The organism is Duganella sp. SG902, from assembly GCF_013376005.1.
Classification (GTDB): Bacteria; Pseudomonadota; Gammaproteobacteria; order Burkholderiales; family Burkholderiaceae_D; genus Rugamonas.
Window position 1 is genome coordinate 256,716 of sequence record NZ_JABMJK010000006.1, and the last position, 25,213, is coordinate 281,928.

General features: G+C 65.8%; 19 protein-coding genes. 10 read left to right on the plus strand and 9 right to left on the minus strand.

Translation table 11 applies throughout. From position 1 onward, the window contains the following. Nucleotides 1–15: 15 nt before the first annotated feature. Genes FHW83_RS15555 through FHW83_RS15585 form a run of 7 tightly spaced genes read right to left on the minus strand, consistent with a single transcriptional unit; the run spans nt 16 to nt 10,404 of the window. Nucleotides 16–2,115 carry a glycoside hydrolase family 36 protein gene (locus FHW83_RS15555; RefSeq protein WP_176647260.1) on the minus strand — a complete coding sequence of 700 codons (2,100 nt, stop codon included), beginning with the start codon at nt 2,113–2,115 and terminating at the stop codon, nt 16–18. Nucleotides 2,116–2,126: 11 nt separating this feature from the next. Further along, complete coding sequence (locus FHW83_RS15560; RefSeq protein ID WP_176647261.1) at nt 2,127–3,224, minus strand: amidohydrolase family protein; 1,098 nt, start codon at nt 3,222–3,224, stop codon at nt 2,127–2,129. A 28-nt stretch (nt 3,225–3,252) separates the two neighbouring features. Further along, nucleotides 3,253–4,218 (minus strand): N-acetylglucosamine kinase, encoded by a 966-nt coding sequence (locus FHW83_RS15565; RefSeq protein WP_176647262.1) that lies wholly within the window; start codon nt 4,216–4,218, stop codon nt 3,253–3,255. Next, nucleotides 4,202–5,386, minus strand: a complete 1,185-nt coding sequence (locus FHW83_RS15570; RefSeq protein WP_176647263.1) for an SIS domain-containing protein — start codon at nt 5,384–5,386, stop codon at nt 4,202–4,204. Before FHW83_RS15570 ends, FHW83_RS15565 begins: the two co-directional genes overlap by 17 nt. Then, nucleotides 5,380–6,684, minus strand: a complete 1,305-nt coding sequence (locus FHW83_RS15575) for a D-tagatose-bisphosphate aldolase, class II, non-catalytic subunit (RefSeq protein ID WP_176647264.1) — start codon at nt 6,682–6,684, stop codon at nt 5,380–5,382. The genes FHW83_RS15570 and FHW83_RS15575 overlap by 7 nt, the downstream gene beginning before the upstream one ends. Before the next feature lie 24 nt (nt 6,685–6,708). Further along, on the minus strand, nt 6,709–7,635 hold the full coding sequence (locus tag FHW83_RS15580) for an EamA family transporter (RefSeq protein ID WP_176647265.1): 927 nt from the start codon (nt 7,633–7,635) through the stop codon (nt 6,709–6,711). Between the two features lie 9 nt (nt 7,636–7,644). Beyond that, entirely contained in the window at nt 7,645–10,404 is a 2,760-nt protein-coding gene (locus FHW83_RS15585; protein ID WP_176647266.1) for a TonB-dependent receptor, read from the minus strand. A gap of 45 nt (nt 10,405–10,449) precedes the next feature. On the opposite strand from FHW83_RS15585, the gene FHW83_RS15590 reads away from it, so the two are divergent. The 3 genes from FHW83_RS15590 to FHW83_RS15600 are packed head-to-tail and all read left to right on the plus strand — an operon-like array spanning nt 10,450 to nt 14,316. Further along, on the plus strand, nt 10,450–11,424 hold the full coding sequence (locus tag FHW83_RS15590; protein ID WP_373997220.1) for a DeoR family transcriptional regulator: 975 nt from the start codon (nt 10,450–10,452) through the stop codon (nt 11,422–11,424). 4 nt (nt 11,425–11,428) lie between these two features. Then, nucleotides 11,429–12,526 carry an N-acetylglucosamine-6-phosphate deacetylase gene (gene nagA / locus FHW83_RS15595; protein WP_176647268.1) on the plus strand — a complete coding sequence of 366 codons (1,098 nt, stop codon included), beginning with the start codon at nt 11,429–11,431 and terminating at the stop codon, nt 12,524–12,526. 11 nt (nt 12,527–12,537) lie between these two features. Next, on the plus strand, nt 12,538–14,316 hold the full coding sequence (locus tag FHW83_RS15600; RefSeq protein WP_229224204.1) for an MFS transporter: 1,779 nt from the start codon (nt 12,538–12,540) through the stop codon (nt 14,314–14,316). On the opposite strand, the gene FHW83_RS15605 is transcribed toward FHW83_RS15600, so the two are convergent. Continuing rightward, nucleotides 14,317–15,105: an alpha/beta fold hydrolase gene (locus FHW83_RS15605; RefSeq protein ID WP_229224205.1), complete on the minus strand. Its 789-nt coding sequence runs from the start codon at nt 15,103–15,105 to the stop codon at nt 14,317–14,319. A 79-nt stretch (nt 15,106–15,184) separates the two neighbouring features. Here FHW83_RS15605 and FHW83_RS15610 point away from each other — a divergent pair, with 79 nt between their 5' ends. Together FHW83_RS15610 and FHW83_RS15615 are read left to right on the plus strand one after the other, a co-directional pair. Next, complete coding sequence (locus FHW83_RS15610; protein WP_176647269.1) at nt 15,185–16,501, plus strand: M24 family metallopeptidase; 1,317 nt, start codon at nt 15,185–15,187, stop codon at nt 16,499–16,501. 135 nt (nt 16,502–16,636) lie between these two features. Next, the gene (locus tag FHW83_RS15615) at nt 16,637–17,128 is read left to right on the plus strand and encodes a phasin family protein (RefSeq protein ID WP_176647270.1); all 492 of its coding nucleotides are present in this window, start codon (nt 16,637–16,639) and stop codon (nt 17,126–17,128) included. Here FHW83_RS15615 and FHW83_RS15620 read toward each other — a convergent pair. After that, nucleotides 17,125–17,787, minus strand: coding sequence for a glutathione S-transferase family protein (locus tag FHW83_RS15620; protein WP_176647271.1), 663 nt, complete (start codon nt 17,785–17,787; stop codon nt 17,125–17,127). The genes FHW83_RS15615 and FHW83_RS15620 overlap by 4 nt on opposite strands. A gap of 144 nt (nt 17,788–17,931) precedes the next feature. On the opposite strand from FHW83_RS15620, the gene FHW83_RS15625 reads away from it, so the two are divergent. The 5 genes from FHW83_RS15625 (at nt 17,932) to FHW83_RS15645 (ending at nt 25,210) form a co-directional block, all read left to right on the plus strand. Next, nucleotides 17,932–18,717 (plus strand): MipA/OmpV family protein, encoded by a 786-nt coding sequence (locus FHW83_RS15625; RefSeq protein WP_176647272.1) that lies wholly within the window; start codon nt 17,932–17,934, stop codon nt 18,715–18,717. Between the two features lie 42 nt (nt 18,718–18,759). Continuing rightward, nucleotides 18,760–19,632: a CPBP family intramembrane glutamic endopeptidase gene (locus FHW83_RS15630; RefSeq protein WP_176647273.1), complete on the plus strand. Its 873-nt coding sequence runs from the start codon at nt 18,760–18,762 to the stop codon at nt 19,630–19,632. After that, nucleotides 19,625–21,508, plus strand: a complete 1,884-nt coding sequence (locus FHW83_RS15635; RefSeq protein ID WP_373997221.1) for an AI-2E family transporter — start codon at nt 19,625–19,627, stop codon at nt 21,506–21,508. The genes FHW83_RS15630 and FHW83_RS15635 overlap by 8 nt, the downstream gene beginning before the upstream one ends. 360 nt (nt 21,509–21,868) lie before the next feature. After that, complete coding sequence (locus FHW83_RS15640) at nt 21,869–24,145, plus strand: TonB-dependent receptor (RefSeq protein ID WP_176647274.1); 2,277 nt, start codon at nt 21,869–21,871, stop codon at nt 24,143–24,145. A 27-nt stretch (nt 24,146–24,172) separates the two neighbouring features. Next, nucleotides 24,173–25,210, plus strand: coding sequence for an ABC transporter substrate-binding protein (locus FHW83_RS15645; protein ID WP_176647275.1), 1,038 nt, complete (start codon nt 24,173–24,175; stop codon nt 25,208–25,210). Nucleotides 25,211–25,213 lie beyond the last annotated feature (3 nt).

Here is a 25,213-nt window from a genome sequence, read left to right on the forward strand (position 1 = left end):
TGGTGGCACGCGGGATCACACCGGCACCGCCTCCAGCAGCAGTGCGTGTTCAAAGCGCAGCGTTAGGCGATTGCGTCCGCCTTCCACGATGCCGAAGTCCTTGCCATCGACGTAGTCGCGCAGGCGCCAGCGTCCGGCGCCGAGGCCGCGGATCTCGACCGGGCCGTCCCAGCTCGGCGCGAAGAAGGCGAAGTACATGCGCCCCTCCTTCTCGACCACGTGACCTTCCGGCTTGTCGAAGCAGATGTCATACAGCTCGCCGCGATAGACGCCGTTGGCCAGCATCTTGTCGCGATAGATGCCGATCCATTTGCGCCATTTGACTTCGCGTTCGGGCGTCAGAAGGAAACTGTCCTTGGGCTTGGGATCGACCGGCCAGGTGAACTTGGTCGACAGCACGGCGCCGATGCCGATGGTCGAGGCGAAATCCTGGCCGCCATCGCTCAGCTCAACGTGGTCGCCCGCGTAGGGCGCGGTGCGGCCCATCAGCGCCTTCAGCGTCTTGCCCTTGTGCCGCACCTGCCAGGAGGACAGCGGGTCCGAAGCCGGGGCCTGGTTCATGTAGGGGAGGTTGTGGAAGGCGTACGAGGTGCCGCATGGGCACAGCTCCACCACCGCATGCGGATTGATTTCACGCGCGGTGTCGTACACCATCTTCCAGAAATCCTGCAGCTTCTCGAATGACTCCTCCGGCCGCGCGTGCTTGTGCGCCGGGTTGTAGCACGGCGCCACGCCATTCAGGTGTTGGCCGTCGATCTTCAGTCCCTGATAGCCCCATTCGCCGAAGATCTTGCGTATCCACTGACGTGTCATCTCGATGGTCGGCTCGTAGGCCGGGCACAGATACAGGCTGTTCCACCAGGAGATCAGCTGCGGCGCGCCCTCCTTGTCCAGCAACAGCATGTCGGTGTGATCGTGCAGCAGGTCCGAGCCGGGATCGACCGCCACCGGCGTAATCCACAGGCGCGCCTTCAGGCCCGCATCCTTGACCGCGCCAACCAGGCCGCGCATGTCCGCTTCGCCGTTGGGGAATTTTTGGGCGTCCAGCTTCCAGTCGCCTTCATTGTTCTGCCAACCGTCGTCCAGCACGGCCCATTCAAGGCCCAGCTCCTTGGCCTTCTGCAGCGTGCCCACCATGAGCGGTATCGTGAAGTCGCGCTCATAGCCCCACGCGCACCAGATCGGCTCATAGCATTCCGGCGGACAGTCAGGCGAACGCAGGCCGCGCTCGGCCATCGCCTGGCGGTAGTTGTCCAGCGCGGCGAAGTAATCGCCGGTGTGCAGCGCGAGGAAGGTGTCCAGCGTCTCCAGGGTTTCGCCGGGTTGCAGCGTCGCTTCCTGTTTGAACTCGACCGCCAGCGAAGCGCCGCCCGCCACCGCGCGCACCGGCAGCGCCACCAGGCGCGGCACCACATCCAGATGGCCGACCGCCAAGCCGCAATCGCGGTTCCATACATCGACCGCCGGCGTGCCGCCGCCGTAATCGGAACCATTCATGCCCATGAAATTGCGCTGCTCAAAGCCGGCGTCCATCGGCTGCACCCAGTCGCGGCGGTCGGGGTGGGTGGCGCCGGAATAGGTCCAGAACTCGGCCTTGCGGCCCTTCGCGGCGCGCAGCGTATGCGCGCTGTTGGCCCAGGCGGCGACCTGCAAAGGCCTGTCGCTGGCGTTACGGTAGCTCACGCGGATGACGGCGAAGCCGGGCTGGCGCTCGTAAAAGGTGATGGCGACCGTCTTCTCCACGGCCTCCTCCGACTTGCCGGTCAGGCGATGGCGCACGCCTGGACCATGCGGCCCATCGACGCGGTCCGCCGCCTGCGACGACAGCGCGAAGCGTTCGATCCAGCGCCCGTTCGGCAAACGCAGGCGCTCGCTCGGCGCGAAGGCCGTCACGGCGGCGGGGCGCGGGCCACGGCGCGACACCACGCGGCTGCGCAGTTGGCCATCGAATTCCAGCGCCATCGCGGCGTCCCCGATGCGCGCGACATGCGCGACATCCTTGCCCTGGGGCGCCGGCACGGCGGCCGCGCCGGCCTCGCCCACGGTGGTCGCCACGGCCGTTCCAGCCAGCCATTGCAGCAAGGTGCGGCGGCATTGATCATGTGGGTGTTTCATCGCTCTCCTCGTTATTGTGTGGTTTGCGCTTGTTGCCAGGCGCGCGGATAGGCTTTCTCCGCGTTGATCCGATACAGTTTGTCGACCACGGCACGCGGCAGCGACAGGCCGCGTACCGGCTTGTCCAGCTCCGGCACGGTGAAGCTGTCGGCCGTGACGAAATAGCGCCAGTCGCGCCGCCACACCTGGTCCACGTCGGCGACGAAGCTGGCGTCGTCCTGTTCCGCCGATTGCGCCAGATCGGAGCCGTACATCAGCCGGTCCTGATACTTGATAAAGAATTCGCTCACGCGTTTGAGATCACGCTGCGACTGGTATTGCAGCTGACCGATGCGGGCCGCGACATCGACGTTGACGCCGGGATGGGCATCCAGAAATCGCGCCAGGCGATCGACGTCCCACTCCAGCGACGCCAGATGCACGCCAGTGAATCGCAGCCTGGGATGCTTGTCCAGCAGGCGGTCGCGCGCGGCCATCTGGTCTTCGTAGCTTGGCATTTCGGGATGCGCGTACATGTGGTAGGCCGGATGCGCCTTGAAATATTCGCGGTCGTTATTGACCGTCATCTGCTCTACCGGCAGCCAGCAGTTACGCGGCTCGCCTTGATGCCCCAGCACCATCACGCCGCGTTGCGCCAGTCCATTGAACAAGGCGTCGAAACGCGCGTCGTCGATCATCACCAGCTCGCCCTTGCTGTCGCGCAGGCTCATGCCAATGTTCTTCCAGACCTTGACGCCGACCGCGCCGTCAGCCAGCGCGCCATCGAGATCCTTCAGCGTGGCTGCGCTCCATTCGGGCAGCTCGAAGCCTTCGGTGGAAAACGTCGCCGCCCATGCCACCTGTCGCGGATGCCGGTGCGCCAGCGCGCTGGCCACGCGGCGCTGCTGCGCCAGCGATGGGAAATCCGGATAGTCGACATTAATCGTCAGCGCGCGGAAGTTGTCCTTGCGCGCCAGGGCCAGCCACGCCTCCTGGCTGGCGCTATGCAGGTGCAGGTGTGCGTCTATCTTCGGCACTTTGGCGAAATCCGCCATCGTGTAGCCGCCGTCGGACGCAGCCGCGGTGCCCAGCAGCGCGGACAACAAGGCAGGTATCAGGGTCCAACGCATCGAATGTCTCCTTGGTGATGGCGGCACGTTAGCGCGCGCCCGCCAGTCGCTCCAGCGCCTGGTCGTTCAGCGGCACGCCCGCGCAGCGCGCGGCATACAGCGCCGCGCCCAGCACCGGCACCAGACGCGGAGGCGCCAGGCGATATGGCCCGCTACGCGCCGCCAGCGCCTGCGCGAACGGCGCATGCAGCGGTCCGTCGGCGCCGAACAAGCCACCGCTGTACGACACGGCTACTTCCACCTCGTCTGCTACGCCCAGCGCGTCACGCACCGCATCGACCAGCAACGCCAGCTCGGCCGCCGCCGAGGTGATGATCGCCTCGGCCTGAAGATCACCCAGCGCGGCCGCCTCGCTGACCAGCCGCGATAACGCCGCCACGCGGCTGCGCTCCGCTTGCAGATCGCCGTAAATCACCTGGCACAGATCCAGATCCTCCGCCAGCGCGAGACGCTGGCGCACCAGCTTGTACAACGATCCGCGCGGCGCGCGGCCATCGCTCATGCGCGAGAACAGCGCCAGGCCGGCACGTGCGATCCAGTACGCCGAGCCCTCGTCGCTGAACAATTCGCCCCAGCCGCCAGCACGCGCGCGGCGGCCGGCGAATTCACCGTAAGCCATCGAGCCGGTACCGGCGATGACACTGATGCCATCCGCGCACGCGAGCGATCCCGCCCAGCTGCACACCATGTCGTTGCCGCACACATAGCGCTCGTGACCGAGGATGGCGCGCGGCAGCGCATCCAGCTGCCGTTGGGCCGCGCGGTCTTCGCCATACGCCGGCAAGCCAAAGAACGCGAATGCCAGATCGCTGGCCGTGACGTTGGCGGCGCTGAACAGCGCGTTGCAACCGCGCGCCAGCATCGCGGCCGCGCCCTCCATGCCGACCTCCAGATAGTAGGCGCCGCTTTCTGTGTGCTGGGCCAGCACCTGTCCCTGGCCGTCGATCAGCGCGAACGCGGTCTTGGTGCCGCCGCCGTCAACCCCGAGGAACATGATCTTCTCCTGCGAACGGATAGATAGTCACGCCGCGCACCACGCGGTTGACGGTGCCGGATGCGCTGGGGGTGTCCGGACGGATGCCCTGCGCCAGCGACTGCAACAGCGCGAAGGCCTGACAGAACAGGATGTAAGGCAGCGCCAGCGCCAGGTCGGCCGCATGTTCCGCGCCTTCCAGCACCACGCCATCATTCCCCAGCTCCGCGTCGGCGCGCCCGCTCAGCGCCAGCACACGGCCGGCCCGGCCATCGTTGCGCAGTTCGCGCAGCAGGTCCAGGTCGTAGCGGCGCGCGTAAGGATCATTCGACAGCAGCACCACGACCAGCGTGTCGGCATCGACAATGGTCTTCGGACCATGGCGGAAGCCCAGCGGCGAATCGAACAGCGCGACCACACGGCCATCGGTCAACTCCAGCAGTTTGAGCGACGCTTCGCGCGCCAGCCCGCGCAGCTCATTGCTGCCGAGGTAGACCACGCGCTTGAACTTACGCGCCACCAGCGCCCGCAGCAGCGGCAATTCGGTTTCCTGCACGCGACTGGCGGCGGCCGACGCGGCGGCGGTCTCGCCGGGCGCCAGCACGCCGAACGCCAGCGCCGCCGTCAGCAGCATGGAGGTGAAGCTGGTGGTCATGGCGAAACCACGATCATGGGTCGCATCGGGCAGCAAGATGGCGAACGCGTTGTCGCGGCCTTGGGCCAAGCGATACAGCTCGCCGTCCGCGTTGCAGGTGATGACCAGGTGGTGGACATCATTCACCAGTTGGTCCGCCAGCGCCACGGCGGCCGTGCTTTCAGGGCTGCTGCCGGAACGGGCAAACGACACCATGAGCGTCGGCACTCCGGGCTGCAGGAAACGCAGCGGGCCGGAAACGAGATCCGTGGTCGGCACGGCTTCCGCACGCAGCCCCTTGCCCAGCAAGGAGGGCGCCAGGCACTCGCCCAGGAAAGCCGACGTGCCGGCGCCGGTCAGCACGATGCGCAGATCGGCGCGCGCCAGCAGCGGCGCGAGGAAGGCATCGAGGGCCGCGCGCCTGCCGCTCACCAGCGCATCGATCTCCGGCCAGACGCTGGGCTGCTGCGCGATTTCACGCGCGGTCTGGCCGCCTCCCGCCTCGTCCAGGCGGTCCGCGCCTATGCCCAAAATCTCCTTGTCTGCCACTAGCATGTTTCCAACTCCTTTGTTGCGGCGCCCGCGTCGCAGGCATCCATGTACTGGCGCAGCACTCTCGCTACGCCCTCTTTGAGTAAATCGGCCGGCAGATTGCGCACACGGCCTTCGCGCACCGCCTCATACTGGGCCGGCAGGTATTGGCTCAACAGCGTCAATGGCGGCGCCTCGCGCTCCAGATTCGCCATCAGACGCGCCTGCGCTTCCTGGATCGCCGGATGCGGCCAGTAGTAGCGTATGCGGTCGCTCAGACTGTACTGCTGATCGAAACGCGCGCGCGCCGCATCGCCGCCGTAGTATTTACGCCAGTATTCCGGCTCGGCGCGCATCACTTCCAGCACCGTGTTTTTGAAATCCGAGCCTTTGCCCTCGCCCGCCATCTCCTGCTCGATATCCGCCAGCGCCCACAAGGTTTCTCGCAACGCGAAGGTCAGGCCGGGCCCGACTTTCAGAATGGCGAAGTGGCCAGCCACCAGCGCGGCCAGATTGGCCGGGGTCTGATAGTCGGTCGAATGTGCCTCGTACACCAAAGTCGGCTCGCCTTCGATGAAGCGGCTCAGTTCCACCGCGCGTTCCGGCTTGTAGTCGATGACCTTGTGGTGGTCGAACTCCACGCCCGGCTGCACCACCAGGCCGATCACGCGCGGCCAGACCGGCGCCAGCCCCGCCGCCGCGAACGCCAGCCGATGCACCTTGATGGTCAGCGCCGCCGCTCCCGGCGTGGTCACGCTGAGTTCTTCCAGATCTTCATGGGCGCCGCCCGGCACCGGCACCTCGGTGCCGACCACGTACACCGGCGCCTCGCCGCCCGCCGCCTGCCAGGCGCGTTCCGCCACCACGCACAGGCGCGCCGCGCGTTCGGCCACCACGGCATCCGGCAGCGGCACCGGATCGCCGGCGCAGGACATCGAGCAATCGAGGTGGATCTTGCGGAAGCCGTCCGTCACATACTGCTCGATCAACACTTCCGATCGCACCATGGCCGTCTCCGCCGGCTGGCCTTGCCACGCGTTCGGTCCCAGATGGTCGCCGCCCAGCAGGATGCGATCGCGCGCCAGTCCGACGCGGTCGGCGATTCCGTGCACGAAATCACGGAAGGCGGCAGGCGTCATGCCGGTATAGCCGCCATCCTGATTCACCTGGTTCGAGGTGGCCTCGATCAACACTGGAAGCCCGCGTTCCAGCGCGGTTTCCATCGCCGCCTCGATCACCAGCGGATGCGCCGAGCACACGGCGTGGATGCCAACGCGCTCCCCCGCCTTGTGCCGGCGCACCAGATTCAATAAATAGTCCATCTATCAGTCCTTGAATAATCCAGTTCAGGCGGCGCCGTCGTCCGGCTGCAGCGCGAGGAACAGCGCCGCCGCCAGCGACAGCACAATGCCCGCCAGCCGGTAGCCGGTCGGCAGCGACGCCGCCAACGCCATCGAGATCACGGTCGTCAGCAATGGTGCGCCGGCGTTCACCAGCGGCGACACCATCAGCGCCTTACCATGGCGGAAGGCATACACCAGTGTCAGCGCACCCACCGCGTTCAGTATCTGCGTGGCGGCGGCGAGCAGCGGCCCCGAAGGACCGTAATTAATCGGCTGCGAAAAGTCCGTCATCGCGATGGCCACCGGGATGAACAGCAAGGCGCTGGCCGTCATGTAGAAGAAAATACTCTCCGCATCCATGCTGGCGTTGGCCAGCTTGATGAAGTAAGCCTGCAAGCCCCAGGCCACCAGCACGCCCAGCGCCAGCAGGAACCACAAGCCATACTGCTGCGGCGCGCCGCCAGGCGTGTAGTCGAACAGCGGTAGCGCGCAGATCGCCAGCACGATGCCGGCCATGCCCATGACGCCGGTGCGCTCACGCAAAAAGGCGAACGACAGCGCGATCGTCAGCACCGGCGACAGCGAGATGAGCGGAAAGATCAGATAAGTCGGTCCCGCCTTCACCGCGTAGAACAGAATCATCTGCCCGCCCGCGCCCAGCAAACCGATCGCCAAGCCATACGCGATCGCGCGGCCATCGTGGCGCACCTTCCATTCCGCGCGCGCCAGCACGATCAGCGCTGGCGGCACCATGGTCAGCGCCCACACCACGTAGATCAGCGTTTCAGGGAAGCCGTGCTGGCTTGGCAGCCCGGCGAACGCGCCCCACACGCCCCACAGCAGCGTGGTGGCCAGCGCGTAACCCAGCCAGCGCGGGCGGCGCGTACTGGCGGTGTCCTCGGTTTGTATCGTGCTTGTCGTCGTATTCATGTGGTCCCGTCAGAATTTCACGCTCATGCCGGCCACGTAGGTGCGGCCCCAGGTTTCGAAGCCATACAGCGCGTCGCCGCGGCCCAGGTTCGAGCGCATGACCGCATCGCCCAGGTTCTTGCCCTCGATGAACAGGGTGATGTTGCGGGTCACATCCCAGGAGGCGGACGCGGTCACCCACGTCAGCGCATCGACCTTGTTGGGATAGCCGGCCAGCACATTGGTGCTCTGAGTGTACTCCCCGGTGTAGTCGAACGAGATCGATGCGTTGATGCCGTTCTTCTCATACAGCAGCCCTATCGAGGACGCGGTTGGCGCCACGCCCTCCAGCTGGCCGACATACTCGCCGTTCTGGTAAGCCTTGGTCCAGGTCTTGGCGAATTTGGCGTTGAAGCCGAAGCCATTGTCGAACAGGTGCTGCACGCCCAGCTCCAGGCCACGCACGCGCGCCTTGTCGCCATTGACCGGGTGGGTCACGGTGTACAGATAACCCGGCACGCCGATATCCACATGCTCGTCGGTCTGGTAGGTGACGAAGTTCTTGATTTGCTTGGCGAAGATCGCCGCCGTGATGGCCGACTTCGGACGGTAATACCACTCCGCCGACAGGTCCTGCTGCACCGCCTCGGTCGGTTTCAGTTTCGGGTCGCCGACCACGTTGAGCACATAGCTGCGGTCCAGCGTGTTGTCGGTGCGGGTCGGCGCCAGCTTGTCCAGCGATGGTCGGGCCATCACCTTGGCCAACGCGCCGCGCACCACGAAATCCTCGCGCGCCCACCAGCTGATGTTCGCCGATGGCAGCAGCTTGGTGTAGCTGCCGTCCTCCGATACCGGCACCGCCGGGCTGTAGACGATGGTCGGGCTGCTGGTCGGGATGTTCGGCGTCGGATCGTCGATCGATACGATCTTGTCGATCGCGCTCTTCGAGGTGGTCTTGGTGCGCACCAGGCGCGCGCCGATATTGCCGTTCCAGTTTTCGCCGGACAGTTCCAGCTGGCCGTACAGCGTCGCGGTCTTCTCGCGCACCGAATACGAATCGGTCGGCACGAACACCGGCTGCGACTTGCTAACGTCATAGGTCTCGCCGGTCGGATTGCCTTCCGCGTCCAGAACCGGCTTGCCATCGAGCGCCTTCAGCGCCGCCAGATAGGCCGCCACGTCGAACTTGACGAAACTGCCGGGGAAGCTGCCGCCGGCGTTGCGCATATAGTTCGGCAGCGTCATCGGCTGCACCACGTTGGCGCCCAGCGAGGCGAACGTGGTCGAGTACATATCGCAGTACTGACAGGCGCCGCCGCTCTTCTCGTTGCCGATCGAGTTGCGATCCTTCTTGCGATTGGTGGCGCTGGCGCCGAATTGCAGCGCATCGACATGCCATGCACCGCTCAGCGACAGGCGGCCATCGAGCGAGGCGCCGTCGATGGTGTCCTTGATATCGGTGCCGGTCAGGCCGGCGAAATGCACGCCGTAGTCCTTGTTACCCAGACGGCCGGCCGCCAGCTCGGTCGCCAGGTCGCGGCCATCTTCCAGGGTGACGCGGATGTCGGGGAAGGCGCCGTTGTTGGCGCGGTAGTAGCCGGTGTTGTGGCCGGCGATGCCGGCGACCACGAAGGTGTCCTTGCCGCCGGAATCTCGCTTGGAGGTCGAGCGGTACAGGTCACCCGTCAGTTTCAAATCGTTCGACACCTTCCATTCACCGCGCCAGCCGGCCTGCATGGTGTCGACCACGCGGTCGGCCGTGACGTTGGACATTTCAGGAATCAGATCATGCACCGTCATGCTGGTGATCAGATGGTCCTTGACCACCACATCGGACCAGCGGCCCGGCGCATGTTCGATGTAGTAGGACTGCTGATAGCCGATTTGCGGCGAGTCCAGGCGCGTGGCCAGGCCGTCGACTGTCATCTTGAAGTTCGGCGTGACCTTCCATTCAAAGGCGCCGGACAGCGCGGTGCGCTTCTTCTCTTCAAACACGGAACCGAAGGAGATGCAGCAAGGTCCGAGCAGATTGCTCTCGCCCTCGCCGATCACGCCATCGCCATTCACGTCGAAGCTGCCCGGCGAGTCGGCGTTGTAGGTCTGGTAGCCCAGCGAATCGGTGCGCACCTTGCGCTTGGAGACCACCGCGCCCACCAGCACGCCCATGGTGTTGTTATTGAAGGTGTTGCTGACCACACCGGACAGCTTGCCGCCATCCTTGCGCGACAGGTCGTTATGGTCCGCCTCGAAACGCACGGAGGCGTGATAGCCAGGATTGTCCATCGGGCGCGCCGAACGCAGGTTGACGGAGCCGCCGATACTGCCCTCCATTTGCGACGCCTCGGCCGACTTCATGACGTCCGCGCCGCTGATCACTTCCGACGGCAGCACGTCGAAAGCGAAGTCGCGGCCGTCGCCGTCGGTGGCCAGGATGCGTTTGTTCAGGGTGACGATGTTGTAGCCGGAGCCGAGGCCGCGCACATTGATGTACTGCCCCTCGCCGCCACGGGTGCGCGACACCGAGATGCCGGAGATGTGGGTCAGCGAGTCGGCCACGTTATCGTCGGGGAAGCGGCCCAGCTCAGTCGCCGAAATCGAATCCTGAATCACGTCGGCATTGCGTTTCAGTTCCAGCGATTTGGCCAGGGCGGCGCGCGGGCCGGTCACCACCACGACCGGCGCGGCTGGCGCTTCCGCATCCGCCTGCGTCTGCGTCTGCGCGAAAGCCACGCCGCATAGCGCCATCTCCACCGCCACGGCGATCAGGCTGCGCCGAAGTCCCTTTTCCATTCTGCTACCCATGCCAATCTCCCTCATAGTGCCGTGTTGTTGTCTGTGGTTTGTGACTTATGTAAGGATAGTAATAAGCAAAGAAAGAAAACACAACAAACTTTCGAATTATTTCTTTTCCGTGTTGTATTTTCGTTTTCTTTCGTTTTTAACCGACATAACTTTCTTTTTGTTTCGAATCTACAATGTTTGCTGGCATGGCGCGCACGATCTGGTAAGCTGCCATTTTTTGACAAATCAACAGCAAAACCCATGCGACTCAGTAGTCAACGCCGCGCCGCGATCCTGGAAGCGCTCACTCAGCACGGTTCGGTGCAGGTCAACGAACTGGTGGAGAAAATGGGCGTCTCGGCGGTGACCATCCGCAGCGACCTCAGTGCGCTGGAATCCCAGGGACTGGCCACGCGCAGCCACGGCGGCGCCATGCTGGCGCGCACGCCGCCGGCCGAGCAGACCATCCGCCAGAAGGACGCCATCAACCACGAGCAGAAAGAGCACATCGGCGCTTACGCCGCGCGCATGGTGCAACCGGGCGACAACATCATCATCGACTCCGGCACCACCACCATCTCGCTGGCGCGCCACCTGCGCGAGGCGCAGAACATCACGGTGATGACCAATGGCCTGAACATCGCTTGGGAGCTGGCCGACGCGCCGGGCGTGGACCTGATCCTGACCGGCGGCCTGCTGCGCAAGCAGTCGCTGTCGATCCAGGGCACGCAGGCGGAAGCCTGCCTGCAGGCCTACAGCTTCGACAAGCTGTTCCTCGGCGTGGACGGTTTCGATCTGCAGTTCGGCGTCACCACCCACCACGAGGCGGAAGCGAGCCTGAATCACAAGATGGTGGAACGCGCCAAGAAGATCATCGTGCTGGCCGACGCCTCCAAGTTCGGCCGCGTGAGCCTGCACCGCATCGTGCAGCTGGACCGCATCCACACGGTGATCACCGACGCCGGCATCAGCCCGGAATACCGCGACGGCCTGCTGGAAGCCGGCATCGAGCTGCTGATTGCGGAGTGACGCTGTGCTGAGCGGACGTATCCTCACCCCGGACGGCTGGATCAACGGCAGCATCGCCTTCGACCAGCGCATCCAACACATCCGCGAGAACCACGACGCGCACAGCACGCTGACCATCCTGCCCGGCTTTATCGACCTGCACGTGCACGGCGCCGCCGGCGTCGACATCATGCAAGGCGGCGACGCCGGCGACGCCGTGGCGCGCGCGCATGCGAAGCACGGCACCACCGCCATGCTGGGCACCACCATGACCGCCACCGACAACTCGATCCGCCGCGCGTTGCGCGGCCTGGCGCCGGTCATCGCGCAGCGGCCGACCGGCGCCGCGCGCATGCTTGGCGTGCACCTTGAAGGCCCATTCCTCAGCATCCACAAGCTGGGCGCGCAACCGGCGGATGCGGTCACTGTGGGCAGCATGGATCTGGTGCGCGACTATCACGCGCTGGCGCCGATCCGCGCCATGACGCTGGCGACCGAGGTGGATGGCCATCTGGCGCTGATTCCGCAACTGAATGAACTCGGCATCCGGGTGCAGATCGGTCACAGCAACGGCAGCTATGAAGACGGCGTCGCGGCGCTGAAAGCCGGCGCCGCCGGCTTCACCCATCTGTACAACGGCATGACGGAGCTGAATCACTACCGGCCCGGCATCGTCGGCGCGGCGCTGGCGCATGCGGAATATGCGGAGATCATTCCGGACCTGCAGCACGTTGCGCCAGGCGCCATCCACGCGGCCCTGCGCGCGATTCCGCGCCTGTACGGCGTCACCGACGCCACCTCCGCCACCGGCATGCCCGACGGCGAATATGGCCTGGGCAGCCAGCGCGTCTACAAGTGCCTGGGCTGCGTGCGGCTGGCCACCGGCTCGCTGGCGGGCAGCGTGCTGACCATGGACCAGGCCTTGCGCAACTTCGTCGGCCTGGGGCTGGAGCTGGCCGATGCATCGAACCGCCTGTCGCTCTACCCCGCGGATTACCTGGGCGAGCATGAGCGCGGCCGCCTGACGCAGGGCGCCTGGGCGGACATCGTGGTACTCAACGCGGAATTACAACCGGTGGCCGTCTTCGTGGAAGGTGAAGCCATCGATCTCACCACCAACTAGACGGAGCCTCGATGCAAGCACGCGCCATGGGATTTTTACTGTTCATCGCGGGAATGGGTGGGCTGCTGTATGGAATAGACGTCGGCATCATCGCGGGCGCGTTGCCTTATCTTGAATCCACCGCGTCGGTGGCGTGGCGCCTGAGCGCGCAGCAACTGAGCTTTATTGTGGCGGCGGTGCTGCTGGGCTCCGTGCTGTCTTCCCTGTTCGCCGGCGCGCTGGCCGACTGGATCGGCCGCCGCTGGGCCATGGTGTTGTCCGGCGTGCTGTTCACGCTCAGCATTCCCCTGATCGCGCTGGCCGATGGCTACGTGCCGCTGCTGCTCGGGCGCCTGCTGCAAGGCGTCAGCGGCGGCCTGATTGGCGTGATCGTGCCGCTGTACCTGGCCGAGTGCCTGCACGCGCGCCAGCGTGGACGCGGCGCCGCGCTGTTCCAGCTGCTGCTGACGGTGGGGCTGGTGGCGGCGGCGGTGATAGGCCTGATGCAGGCGCACTCGGTGGAGACGGCGACCGCCGCCGCCCAGCATCTGGCCGAGACCCAGCGCACGGCGGCGGTGTTCGCGGCCAAGGATCACGCGTGGCGCAGCATCTTCTGGTGGTGCCTGACGCCGGGCCTGGTGTTCACCGCCGGCGCCCTGCTGCTGGCCGAGTCGCCGCGCTGGCTGGCGCGCCGTGGCCGCATCGAGGACGCCCGCGCCGCCCTGCTGCGCACCCGTCCCGCAGCCGAAGCCGAGGCCGAGCTGCGCGAAATCCAGCAAGCGCTGGCTCCCGCCGCGAGCGTGGCCAGCATCGCCGCGCCTGCCGATCCGCTCCTGAGCCGCCGCTACCTGCTGCCCTTCCTGCTGGCCTGCCTGATCCTGGCGCTGAACCAGGCCACCGGCATCAACTCGGTGCTGGCCTACGTGGTCAACATCCTGAACCAGGCCGGCTTGCCCGGCACCACCGCCAACGCCGGCGACGTGGTCTTAAAAGTGCTGAACGCGGTGATGACCATCGTGGCCGTGATCCTGGTCGACCGCAAGGGTCGCAAGTTCCTGCTGATGCTGGGCACGGGCGGCATCGTCACCGCGCTGCTGGCCGCCGGCCTGCTGTTCCGCGGAGCCGAATCCGGACAGCACGACGTGCGCCCAGCCCTGCAAGCGCGCATCCAGTCCGACAGTCTTGCGCTGCGGCTGGACGCCGCCACGCTGCAAAGCTTTGGCACGGCCGCCGCCGGTGGCGCGCCGGTGCAGCTGACCGTGGCCTATTCCTACGGCCCGTTCACCAACGTGCAAACGCGCCGCAGCGACGATCCCGCCCTGCCGGTGCTGCACATGAATCGTGAAGACACGGTGCAGGCCGACAGCGTGATCGGGGCGTTCTTCCGCAAGCTGCATCTGAATCCGTTCGCCGATCCGGCCGAAGGCCTGGAGGCGCCGCTGCGCATCGAGCGCGCCGACCTGGCCGCCGTGCCATCCAGCGCGCATGGCTGGAAGGTGGCGCTGGCCATGTGCCTGTTCGTGGCCGGCTTCGCGGTCGGTCCGGGCGTGTGCGTGTGGCTTGCGTTGTCGGAGCTGATGCCGACCCGCATCCGCTCCAACGGCATGAGCATCGCGCTGCTGATCAACCAGTTCGTGTCGACCATGATCGCCGCCACCTTCCTGCCCACAGTGGGGCAGTACGGCTACGCCACCATGTTCTTCTGGTGGGCCGGCGCCACCCTGCTCTACTTCCTGACCGCGACCTTCCTGCTGCCTGAGACCAAAGGGAAAACGCTGGAAGAAATCGAGGCCCACTTCGCCGGCAAATAATCAGGCCGGCGCCAGGCACTCCTCCAGCGTCAGTTCCAGCAACGGGAAGTGGCCCGTCTCCACCTTGAAGAAGGCCGCCTGTGGGAAGATGACTTCCCACACGGCGCGGTCCTTGTCGGCGTCGATCATCGGATCGTAGGCGCCGAACAGCACCGAGACCGGGCCGGTGAAGGCGCTTGGCTGCGGCGTGTGGTCGAGCGCCGAGAAATCGTCCGAGGTGGCCACCGAGGTCGGGCCGTCGAACGCGCCGGGCTGCTGGATCAGTTCCGCGAACGAGCGCGCCGCCTCCGGACCGCCGTTCGGGCCGAAGTACAGTTCCGTCGCATCCGGCAGCAACGAGAGCGCGCCAAACACATCCCAGAAACGCGGACGGCCTGGATCTTCCTCATACATGGCCAACGCGGTGGCCAGCTTGCCCGCGTGCTGATGGTCGGTGTGCACGCGGAAGGCGCGGCGCGCCAGGCGCAGCGCGGCGTCTTCCGGATTGTAGGTGGGCGCCAGCAGCACGATGTTCTTGATCAGTTCAGGCGCGTGGCGCGCCAGATGCACCGCCAGGTGCGCGCCGAAGGAGCTGGCCATCACGGTCAGCGGCTGGCCGGCTTCGGCGGCGACGCGTCGGAACTCGGTCAGCGCGGCCTCCAGCAGGTCCAGGTAAGGACGCGCGGCGCACGGTTTGGCGACCGGCTGGTGCCACCAGTGGACATGGCTGGCGTCCGGATAACGGGCGCGCTCAAAGACCGGGCCCAGTGCGGGACCGCCGTGCAGATAAAAAACCGAAGGTGCTGCCATGTTCTCTCCTTTGCATATGCAACGGCCATTATAAATATTGTTGATTGACATTGCCAAAAACCCGGCTCAAGATCGCTGGATGAAAAAATTCCTCCTTGCTTTCTCCCTGCTGCTGGCGGCGGGCATGCCGGCCCAGGCCGGGGCCCAGGTGCTGTCGGTGCGCGACCAGGCGACGGTCGTCAACGAACTGCTGGTCGACCGCTTCGACAATCTGCTGCCCGACATCATGCGGCAAACCGGCATCGACATGTGGGTGGTGGTCTCGCGCGAATACAATGAAGATCCGGTGTTGAAGACCATGCTGCCGGCCGAATGGCTGAACGCGCGCCGCCGCACGGTGCTGGTGTTTTACCGCGACGCCAAAACCGGCAAGGTGGAACGGCTGGCCGTGGCGCGCTACAACGTCGGCAAGAGCATCACCGCCGCCTGGGACATGAAGCAGTTCCCGGATCAGTGGGCGGCGCTGGTGGACATCATCCGCCGGCGCAATCCGGACAAGATCGCGCTCAACACCTCGACCCACTTCGGCCACGCCGACGGCATCGACCACACCGACTACAACGAGCTGCTGGCCGCCCTGCCGGCCGAGCTGAAAAAGCGCGTGGTATCGGCCGAGCCGCTGGCCGTGCGCTGGCTGGAGTCGCGCACCGAACGCGAGATGCAGATCTATCCGCAGTTGGTGAACGCCACCCACAAGATCATCGAGGAAGGTTTTTCCGAGCGCGTGATCACGCCCGGCATCACCACCGCCGACGACGTGGTGTGGTGGTTCCGCCAGAAGATCCGCGACCTCGGCTACGACACCTGGTTCCATCCATCGGTGGAAATCCAGCGCGCCGGCAAGGGACTGGCCAATGCCGAGGTGATCGTGCCGGGCGACCTGCTGCACGTCGATATCGGCATCACCTACCTGCGCCTGAACACCGACATCCAGCAGCACGCCTACGTGCTGAAGCCGGGCGAGACCGCCGCCCCGGCCGAGCTGACCAAGGCGTTCGCCAGCGCCAACCGCCTGCAGGACATCCTGACGTCGAATTTCAAGCAGGGCCGCAGCGGCAACGAGGTGCTGGCCGCCGCGCTCAAGCAGGCCAAGGCAGAGGGCATCAACGCCACCATCTACACCCATCCGATCGGCTATCACGGCCACGCGGCCGGTCCGGCCATCGGCATGTGGGACATGCAGGGCGGCGTGCCGGGCAGTGGCGACGACGTGCTGCGCCCCAAGACCGCCTACTCGATCGAGCTGAACGCCGCGACCGCCATCCCGGGCTGGAACGCGCCGGTGCGCATCATGCTGGAGGAGGATGCCTATTTTGATGAAAGTGGCGTGCGCTACATCAACGGCCGGCAGAAATCGCTGCTGCTCCTCCCAAGAGCGGCCCCATCTGTTGAGTAGGGAAAACAAATAGTTCCGGCAGGCTTTGGAGTGCCCAAAAGCGGCGACATTTGCGATCATAGGGGGAGCGGACGCGAGGCCAAAACGTCCGTTCCCCCTGTCCTTTTTGGCCCCAACCCAACTGGAGCAACGCTTATGAACTCGTTTGTGGAAACGCTGTCCCCGGCAGCCCGAAATCACGCGGAAGCCCGCATTGATTATTACGCCGACCTGACCCAGTCGGTGCTGCGCTCGCTGCGCCAACTGGCCGAGGTCAATGTGCAGTTCAGCCGCGAGGTGCTGGACGAATCCACCGCCGCGCTGCGTTACGCGCTGCTGACCCCGCCCACCGAACGCGCGCCGGACAATGCGCCGCAGCAGGCCGGCGCGCTGCTGCAAAAGCTGCAGGCTTATCACCAGCAGCTGGCGCAGGTGGCGACCGACTTCCAGTCCGAAATCACCCAGCTGGCGCAGGAACACGTGCCGCAGGCGGCGCGCACCGCCACCGAGCTGGCCGACGCCGGCCGCAAGGTCGCGGGCAAGCACCTGATCGACGAAGCCAGCCGCTTTGCCTCGCTGGCCCAGCAAAACCAGGCGTTCCCGCAGGCGGCCTCGGTGCAGAGCGCGCCGGAAGGCAACAAGAACTAAAGGAAGCGGTCCGGAATGTCGCTGGCGAAGGGATACATTGAGAAGTAAGGCTTGGCCTCCTCCAGCACCTGCCTGACCGAGGGCCGGGTAACCAGCCGCTCGAAGTAACTCTGCAGGTGGTGGTACTCCTCCGGAAACGGCAACAGCGTGGCGGCGTAGAACAACGCGGGCGCCGCCGCGCAATCGGCCAGGCTGAAGGCCTCGCCGCACATCCAGCTGCGCGTGCTCATGCGCTTCTCTATCATCTTGTACGCCGTCTTGAGCTTGGTGCGCTCCTTGGTCTGGTCGCAACTGAGGCCGGTCAGGTGCGCCATCACGATGGTGGTCACCGGCTCCTGCACATAGTTGTCGAAGAAGCGGTCCCACAGGCGCACGTCGAGCGCGTCGTCCCAGTCGGCCGGGATCAGCGCGTGCGCGCCCGGATAGTGACGGTCCAGGTACTCGATGATGATCGAGGTCTCCGGCACGTCGCGCCGGTTGACGTGGTCGCGCAGCACCGGGAACTTGCACAGCGGCCAGATGGCCTCCAGCTCGGCGCGGTCGGCCTCGTCGCCGAGGTTGATGATGCGCTTGTCGAAGTCGGTGCCGTTCTCGTACAGCGCGATCAGCACCTTGTGACAGAATGAGGCCAGCGGATGGTAATACAGGGTCAATGACATGGTCGGCTCCGGAATGCGATACCAAAGATTTCAGCAAATGATACTTCAGCGGCGGCGATAGCGGCGGCCATTAAATGCTGGGAAACTCTCGCGGTCTTAAGCCGGGCAATCAGGCACCGGCGGACCACTGAACGGGAATCCATCATGCGCCACGCCATCACTTTAACCCTTCTCTCCCTGTGCGCCTTCAGCGGCAAAAGCTTCGCCGAGGACGCCAAGCCGGCCACGCCCGGCGACAGCTTCACCGCCGGCATCGGCCTGGCCTACGTGCCGGAATACGCCGGCGCCGACAAGAGCCGGGTGCTGCCCCTGCCCTTCCTGGAGAAAACCTACGCCAACGGCGTGTTCCTGAGCACCCGGCGCGGCATCGGCTACCAGACCGAGGTCGGCGACTTCAAGTTCAGCGGCGCGCTCGGCTACGACGCCGGCCGCAAGGACCACAAGGAAAACTACTTCTCCGGCTCGGACGCGCTGCGCGGCATGGGCAACATCGAGGGCGCGGCGCAGGCCGTGCTGAGCGTGGGCTACCAGCTGGGCACCGTCGGCCTCAGCCTGACCACCAAACAGAACCTCGGCCACCGCGAATACGGCGCCACCTACACGCTGGGGCTGGAAGCGCCGCTGTACACCAGCGCCAGCGACCAGATCGGCTTTGGCGCATCGGCAGAGTACGGCGACCGCAAGCACGCGCAAACCTATTTCGGCGTGACCGCGCGGCAAAGCGCGGCGTCGGGTTACAAGGCTTACACGGCCAAGGCCGGCTTTGAAAACGTCACGGCCGGCGTCAACTGGACCCACGTCATCGACAGCAACTGGGCGGTGCGCAGCGTGCTGGGCGTGTCGCGCCTGACCGACGACGCCGCCGACAGCCCGCTGACCAAGCGCAAGACCACGCCGATGGTCATGACCGCCCTGGTCTACAGGTTCTAAGCTGCCTTGGAGTATCATTGACGAAAACTCATCGTTGAATCAATGACACTCCTCGCTTTTCTCCTGCTGGCTTTGGCGCTCGGCTCGGTCTGGGCGCGCCCGCTCACCATCGGGCGCCACGCGCTGCCGCTGTGGCCGCTGTTGTTCGTGATGTCCATGGCCTGGGGCCTGGTGGCCGGCGTGCTGGAGCCCGCCGCCATCGGCGCGCTGGTGCTGCTGGCCGGCCTGGCCTATGGCTGCGCCCGCGCGCCGCGCGCGTGGCTGCGGCTGGCGTACGGCGTGCTCACCGGCGTGCTGGCCTTGGCGCTGGCCATGCACAAGCTGCCCGGCTTCCATAATCCGCTGCTGATGGACGGCGTGGTGCTGTCCGCCGGCGCCGCGCCCTTCACGCTGTACGCTAATTTCGACAAGGGCGCGGTCGGCCTGATCCTGCTGGCCTTGCTGTGCCGGCGCGCCGGCTCGCTGGCCGAACTGGGCGAGGTCTTGCGCCGCACGGCGCCGGTGCTGCTGCTCACGATCGCCGTCACGCTGGGCTTCGCGCTGGCGGCCGGCGTGGTCGGCGTGGACTTCAAGCTGCCGCGGCAAACGCCGCTGTTCATCGGCATCAACCTGCTGTTCACGGTGGTGGCGGAAGAAGCCTTCTTCCGCGGCTTCCTGCAGGCGCGGCTGGCGGCGGCGCTGGCGCGTTTCAACTGGGGACCGTGGCTGGCGGTGGCCGTGTCGGCGCTGCTGTTCGGCGCGGCACACCTGGGCGGCGGGCCGCGTTATGGCATACTTGCCGCGATTGCCGGCCTCGGCTACGCCTGGGCATACCAGCGCACGCAGCGCATCGAGGCCGCCATCGTGGTCCACATCGCGCTGAACGCGGTGCATTTTATTGCTTTTACTTATCCGGCCAGGTTACACGGTGTCTGACTCCTCCCTTACTTCCCGCACCCTGCCGGGCGCGGTCGCCGGCCTGGTCGGCACCGCAACGGTGCTCGCCCTGCTCTACTTCGGCCGCGACGTGCTGATCCCGATCACGCTGGCGTTCATCTTCAGCTTCCTGATCGCGCCGTTCGTGCGCGCCTTGCGCCACCTCGGCCTCGGGCAGACCACCTCGGTGTGCACCGGGGTGCTGGTGGTGACGGTGACCTTGCTGGCGATCGGCGCGGTGATTGTGCAGCAGGTCGGCGTGATGGGCGCCAGCCTGCCCAAGTACCAGGACACCATCGCCGCCAAGATCGCAACCCTGGACGAGCTCACGCGCGGCACGCTGGGCAGCCTGGGCGGGCCGGCGGGACAGCTGATCGAACACTTCACCAGCGATGGCGCGGGCGCCGCCCAGCCGGTGCTGCAGAACGATGGCAGCGTCAAGACGCCGGTGCTGGTGGAAATCCATGAGCCGGCGCTGAAGCCGTTCCAGCTGCTGGGCAAGATCGTGGCGTCGGTGTGGCCGCCGCTGGAGACCGCCGGCATCGTGTTCGTGGTGCTGATCTTCGTGCTGCTGGAGCATGAATCGCTGCGCGACCGCTTCATCCGCCTGGCCGGCGGCGGCGACTTGCGCGCCACCACCATCGCCGTCAACGACGCCGGCGAGCGCCTGTCGCGCTTCTTCATCTCGCAGTTCCTGGTGAATATCGCCACCGGGCTGGCGGTGTGGCTCGGCTTGAGCCTGCTCGGCCTGGGACAGGCGCTGTTGTGGGGCACCATGACCGCCGTGCTGCGCTTTATCCCCTACGTGGGGGTCTGGATGGCGGCGTTCTGCGCCACCCTGCTGGCGGCGGCGGTCGATCCGGGCTGGTCGCTGGCGCTGATGACGCTGGGCCTGTTCCTGGCGGTGGAAATCATCGTGGCGCAAACCATCGAGCCCAAGCTGTACGGCCACACGACCGGCATGTCGCCGCTGTCGGTGGTGGTGTCAGCGATCTTCTGGAGCTGGATCTGGGGGCCGGTCGGGCTGGTGCTGTCGACGCCGCTGACCTTGTGCCTGGTGGTGGCGGGCCGCTACATCCGCGCGCTGAAGGTGCTGGAGATCATGTTCGGCGAGTTGCCGGCGCTGACCATGCCGCAGAATTTCTATCAGCGCGCATTGTCGGGCGACGCGCATGAGATCATCACCAGCGCCAAGCGCTACATGCAGCACAAATCGCTGGCCGAGTACTGCGACGGCGTGCTGCTGCCGGCGCTGCACCTGGCCAATTTCGACCTGAAAGACAGCGCCATCACGCCCGATGAGGAGGAAAAGGTCACCTCCTCCATCATCGCCGTGATCGAGGCGCTGAGCGGCAATCCGAAATGGTGGAAAAAGCGCAAGCGCAGCAGCGTGCTGGCGGGCGGCGGCATCGGCCGGCAGTTGCGCGAGCGGCGCATCTCCGATACCGGCGAGTGGCAGGGATCGTTCGACGTGCCGGACGGCAGCCTGGTGCTGAGCATCGGCCTGGGATCGGCGTCCGCCGAGCTGGCGACCGAGATTCTGGTGCGCATCCTGCGCGAGCAGAAAATCGACGCGCGCAGCATGAGCTACGAGGATCTCGACAAGCCGGCGCCGCCGGAGGCCTCGCCGGAACTGGTGGCGATTGTGTGCCTGGTCAGCGTCAACCCGCTGCAGGATTGCGAGCTGATGACGCAAGCGCTGGAGCGCATGCGCCGCGACCTGCCGCATTGCAAGCAATTCGCACTGTTGCTGCCTAGCCCGTTTGAGAACGCGGACCTGAAAACCTGCGTCTTCCCGAACGCCGACCACGTCGCGCGCACTTACGACGCGGTCCTCCATCAATGCCAGCTGGTTATGAAGGGGAAGCCGGCTTGATGGCTCGCGCCATATAAAAAAGACAACCCCACCCACTCAATAAATTGTCTATACAACTAGCGCTAACCATGTTAGCCTAGTTTCATCCCGCAACATCCTCACGCCCGCCAGCCCTACCCGGCAAACGGCAAGCCAGCCCCGTGTTACCTCACCCTGGGTGGCTGGAATATCTGGCACACATCCTGCATAGATCTGGAAGTCGACGTACTTGTATAGACAATTTGGCTTGTCATGTATAGACAATGGCTCGCCAAAGCAATGATTCACCGTCGCAGGGCACCTGCTTGCGCCATGTTGGTGCCAACCGCCACGCGACGGTGCAATTTCACCTAGCTATCCATACCGGAGAAGGAAGACAGAATGGGCAACAAACTGATGGGGTTGAGCGCGCTGGCGATGGTTTCGGCCAGCACGATGGCGTCGGCGCAGACGCAGGCGCCGGCCGCGGCCGACCGTGGCGACCAGATCGAACGCGTCGAGGTGACCGCTTCACGCTCGGCGCGCGCCGAGGAAATTCAGCAGGTGCCGATGGCGTTGACCGCCATCAAGCCCGAAAGCCTGGCCAAATTCGGCCTGTCCGGCCTGGCCGACATCGCCCGCGTGGCGCCGTCGGTGGACATGCAGGAACAAGGTCCCGGCGTCAACAACATCACCATGCGCGGCCTGGTGGTGCGGGGCATCACGCCGTCGGAAATCGCCGACGCGTCGCTGGTGGCGGTGTATGTGGACGACATGCCGGTCACGCTCAAGTCCGGCAACCCCGATCTCAAAGTGCTGGACCTGGAACGGATTGAGGTGCTGCGCGGCCCGCAGGGCACGCTGTACGGCGCCGGCGCCATGGCCGGCACCATCCGCCAGATCACGCAGAAGCCCGATCTCGACGCCACCTTCGGCTCGGTCGAGGCGGTCGGCTCCAGCACCTCCGGCAACGGCGGCGCCAACGGCAACCTGCGCGGCATGGTCAACGTGCCCGTCAAGGACGGCGTGCTGGCCCTGCGCGTGACCGGCTACACCGGCGAGGATTCCGGCTACGTCAAGAACGTCCTGAACGGCAAGCGCACCAACGACACCCATACCGACCAGGGCCGCGTGGCGCTGCGCCTGCAGGCGTCGCCCGACCTGACGGTGGACGCCAGCATCACGGCCTCCTCCATGGACGGCGGCCTGAACGGCGCCTTCAGCGGCCTGGCGCCCTTCACCACCAGCGCCATGACCGAGCAGAAAACCAAGGACGACATGCAGCTGTACAATCTGGCGGTCAACTACAAGCTGGCCAAGGCGGAACTGGTGTCGTCGACCACCTTCGTGCACCGCAAAACGCTGTACCGCAAGTCGGACGAGTACAACACCACCGCCTTCATCTTCCCCGGCCAGAGCCTGATCCAGGCCGACTACACGATCGCCAACAAGCTGCGCGACTTCGCCCAGGAATTGCGCCTGAACTCGACCGAGGCGGGGCCGCTGAAATGGACCGCCGGCCTGTTCCTCGAAAGCGGCAAGCGCGACTTCTGGGAAGACGAGCCCACGCCCGGCATGGACGCGCGCTACGCCGACACGTACGGCTTCCCGGGCTACAGTTCGCAGCGCAACGACCTGGCCTTCAACCCGGACGACCAATTCTCCGGCACCCAGGAATCGCGCGCGCGCCAGGCCGCGCTGTTCGCCGAGGCCACCTATACGCTGTGGGACAAGCTGGACCTGACGGCCGGCGTGCGCCTGTTCACCCAGTCGGAGGATTTCAAGCTGCGCTTCACCGGCTATTACGGCAACACGCCGGCGGCCACGGTCGACGCGCCGATCGGCACGCCGAACATCGTCAACAGCACGGCCCACGCGCGCGGCGGCAACCCGCGCTTCGCCGCCGCCTACCATCTGGATCCCGACCACCTGCTGTACGCGCAGGCCGGCAAGGGGTTCCGCTACGGCGGCAACAACCAGCCGGTGCCGCAAACCCTGTGCGGCATCCAGGCCCCGGCCAGCTTCGGCCCGGACCAGTTGTGGAGCTACGAGCTGGGCTCGAAAAACACCTTCCTCAACCAGCGCTTCAGCCTCAACGTGGCGGCCTTCCTGATCGACTGGGACAAGGTGCAGGTCGCCAACTACCTGCCCTGCTCCTACTACTACACGCAAAACGCCGGCAAGATCCGCAGCCAGGGGCTGGAGATCGAATCGATGGTCAAGCTGGCGCGACGCATGAGCCTGGGCTTCAACGCCGCCTACACCGACGCCAAGGCGCGCACCGACATCGTCACGCCGCTGGCGGCGCAATCGGCGCCGGCCGGCACCCGCACGCCGTACGCGCCGCGCCTGACCGCAAGCCTGTCGTTCAACTACACGATCCCGCTGGCCAACAACGACGAGATCGGCATCGCCTCCACCTATTCGTATCGCGGCAATTCGTACACCGACTTCGCGCCGACCGGCAGCAACTACGCGGAAATCCCGTCGTCGAGCATGTTCAACGCGGCGTTATCATACAAGGTCGGCGCGTATGAGTTCGGCCTGTTCGGAACCAATCTGAACAACCGCACCAAGGTGGTCGACATCACGCGCGATCCCAACGGCCTGCAGCCCGGGGACACGCTGTACATGGCGCGGCCGCGCACCGTCGGCCTGCGGGTGAAGGCGCGCTTCTGACGCCGCTATTTTTTGGATGAGCCTCCGATGAAGAAATCTCGCAACATCGCCGCCGCGCTGCTGGCCGCAGCCGCCCTGGCCAGTGCCGCGCCGGCGCGCGCGGCACCGGCCTCGCCGTGGTGCGCCAGCGGCAAGACCGTCAATTTCGCCGGCCTGAACTGGGAGAGCGCGCGCTTCCTGACCGAACTGATGCGCTATGTGCTGGAACAGGGCTACGCCTGCAAGACCGAGGTGCTGCCCGGCACCAGCATCGCGATGGAACTGGCGCTGGCGCGCAACGACATCCAGGTCTTCGGCGAGGAATGGATAGGCCGCAGCACGGCGTGGAACGAGGCCGCCAAGGCCGGCAAGGTGGTGGCGCTGGGCGATATCATCAAGGACTCGTCCGAAGGCTGGTACGTGCCGGAATACCTGGTCAAGGGCGACGCCAGGCGCGGCATCAAGGCCAGCGCGCCCGGCCTGCGTTCGGTGGCCGACCTGCCCCGCTACAAGGACCTGTTCATGGATGACGAGGAGCCGGACAAGGGCCGCTTCCTCAACTGCCCCACCGGCTGGACCTGCCAGGGCGTGAACACCCAGAAGCTCAAGGCCTACGGCATGCAGGACAGCTACGTCAACTTCCGTCCCGGCACCGGGCCGGCGCTGGACGCGGCGATCGCCTCGGCGGTGCAGCGCGGCCGGCCGGTGCTGTTCTATTACTGGAGCCCGACCGCGATGATGGGGCGTTACAAGTTCATCCGGCTGGAGGAGCCGGCGTTCTCGCAAGCCTGCTGGGAGACCCTGACCAACCCCAACAACGGCAAGCCGTGCGGCACCGTCAACCCGCCCAACCGCCTGCGGGTGGGCGTCTCGCGCGTCTTCCACGACGCCGATCCGGTGCTGCGCGCGCTGTTCGAGCAGATCAACGTGCCGGTCGATCTGCTCAACGCCATGCTGGCCGAGCGCGAGGCGAAAAAACTGGAGGCGCCGGCGCTGGCCCGGCTGTTCCTCCAACGCCAGCCCGCCATCTGGCGGGCCTGGGTGCCGCCCGAGGTCGCGGCCCGCATCGCCGCCACGCTGAAATGAGGA

What these genes read in the sequence shown, in the direction of transcription:
- FHW83_RS15555 (WP_176647260.1), bottom strand. Translation starts at nt 2,115, where the DNA reads ATGAAACACCCACATGATCAATGCCGCCGCACCTTGCTGCAATGGCTG.
- FHW83_RS15560 (WP_176647261.1), bottom strand. Translation starts at nt 3,224, where the DNA reads ATGCGTTGGACCCTGATACCTGCCTTGTTGTCCGCGCTGCTGGGCACC.
- FHW83_RS15565 (WP_176647262.1), bottom strand. Translation starts at nt 4,218, where the DNA reads ATGTTCCTCGGGGTTGACGGCGGCGGCACCAAGACCGCGTTCGCGCTG.
- FHW83_RS15570 (WP_176647263.1), bottom strand. Translation starts at nt 5,386, where the DNA reads ATGCTAGTGGCAGACAAGGAGATTTTGGGCATAGGCGCGGACCGCCTG.
- FHW83_RS15575 (WP_176647264.1), bottom strand. Translation starts at nt 6,684, where the DNA reads ATGGACTATTTATTGAATCTGGTGCGCCGGCACAAGGCGGGGGAGCGC.
- FHW83_RS15580 (WP_176647265.1), bottom strand. Translation starts at nt 7,635, where the DNA reads ATGAATACGACGACAAGCACGATACAAACCGAGGACACCGCCAGTACG.
- FHW83_RS15585 (WP_176647266.1), bottom strand. Translation starts at nt 10,404, where the DNA reads ATGGAAAAGGGACTTCGGCGCAGCCTGATCGCCGTGGCGGTGGAGATG.
- FHW83_RS15600 (WP_229224204.1), top strand. Translation starts at nt 12,538, where the DNA reads ATGCAAGCACGCGCCATGGGATTTTTACTGTTCATCGCGGGAATGGGT.
- FHW83_RS15605 (WP_229224205.1), bottom strand. Translation starts at nt 15,105, where the DNA reads ATGGCAGCACCTTCGGTTTTTTATCTGCACGGCGGTCCCGCACTGGGC.
- FHW83_RS15610 (WP_176647269.1), top strand. Translation starts at nt 15,185, where the DNA reads ATGAAAAAATTCCTCCTTGCTTTCTCCCTGCTGCTGGCGGCGGGCATG.
- FHW83_RS15615 (WP_176647270.1), top strand. Translation starts at nt 16,637, where the DNA reads ATGAACTCGTTTGTGGAAACGCTGTCCCCGGCAGCCCGAAATCACGCG.
- FHW83_RS15620 (WP_176647271.1), bottom strand. Translation starts at nt 17,787, where the DNA reads ATGTCATTGACCCTGTATTACCATCCGCTGGCCTCATTCTGTCACAAG.
- FHW83_RS15625 (WP_176647272.1), top strand. Translation starts at nt 17,932, where the DNA reads ATGCGCCACGCCATCACTTTAACCCTTCTCTCCCTGTGCGCCTTCAGC.
- FHW83_RS15630 (WP_176647273.1), top strand. Translation starts at nt 18,760, where the DNA reads ATGACACTCCTCGCTTTTCTCCTGCTGGCTTTGGCGCTCGGCTCGGTC.
- FHW83_RS15640 (WP_176647274.1), top strand. Translation starts at nt 21,869, where the DNA reads ATGGGCAACAAACTGATGGGGTTGAGCGCGCTGGCGATGGTTTCGGCC.
- FHW83_RS15645 (WP_176647275.1), top strand. Translation starts at nt 24,173, where the DNA reads ATGAAGAAATCTCGCAACATCGCCGCCGCGCTGCTGGCCGCAGCCGCC.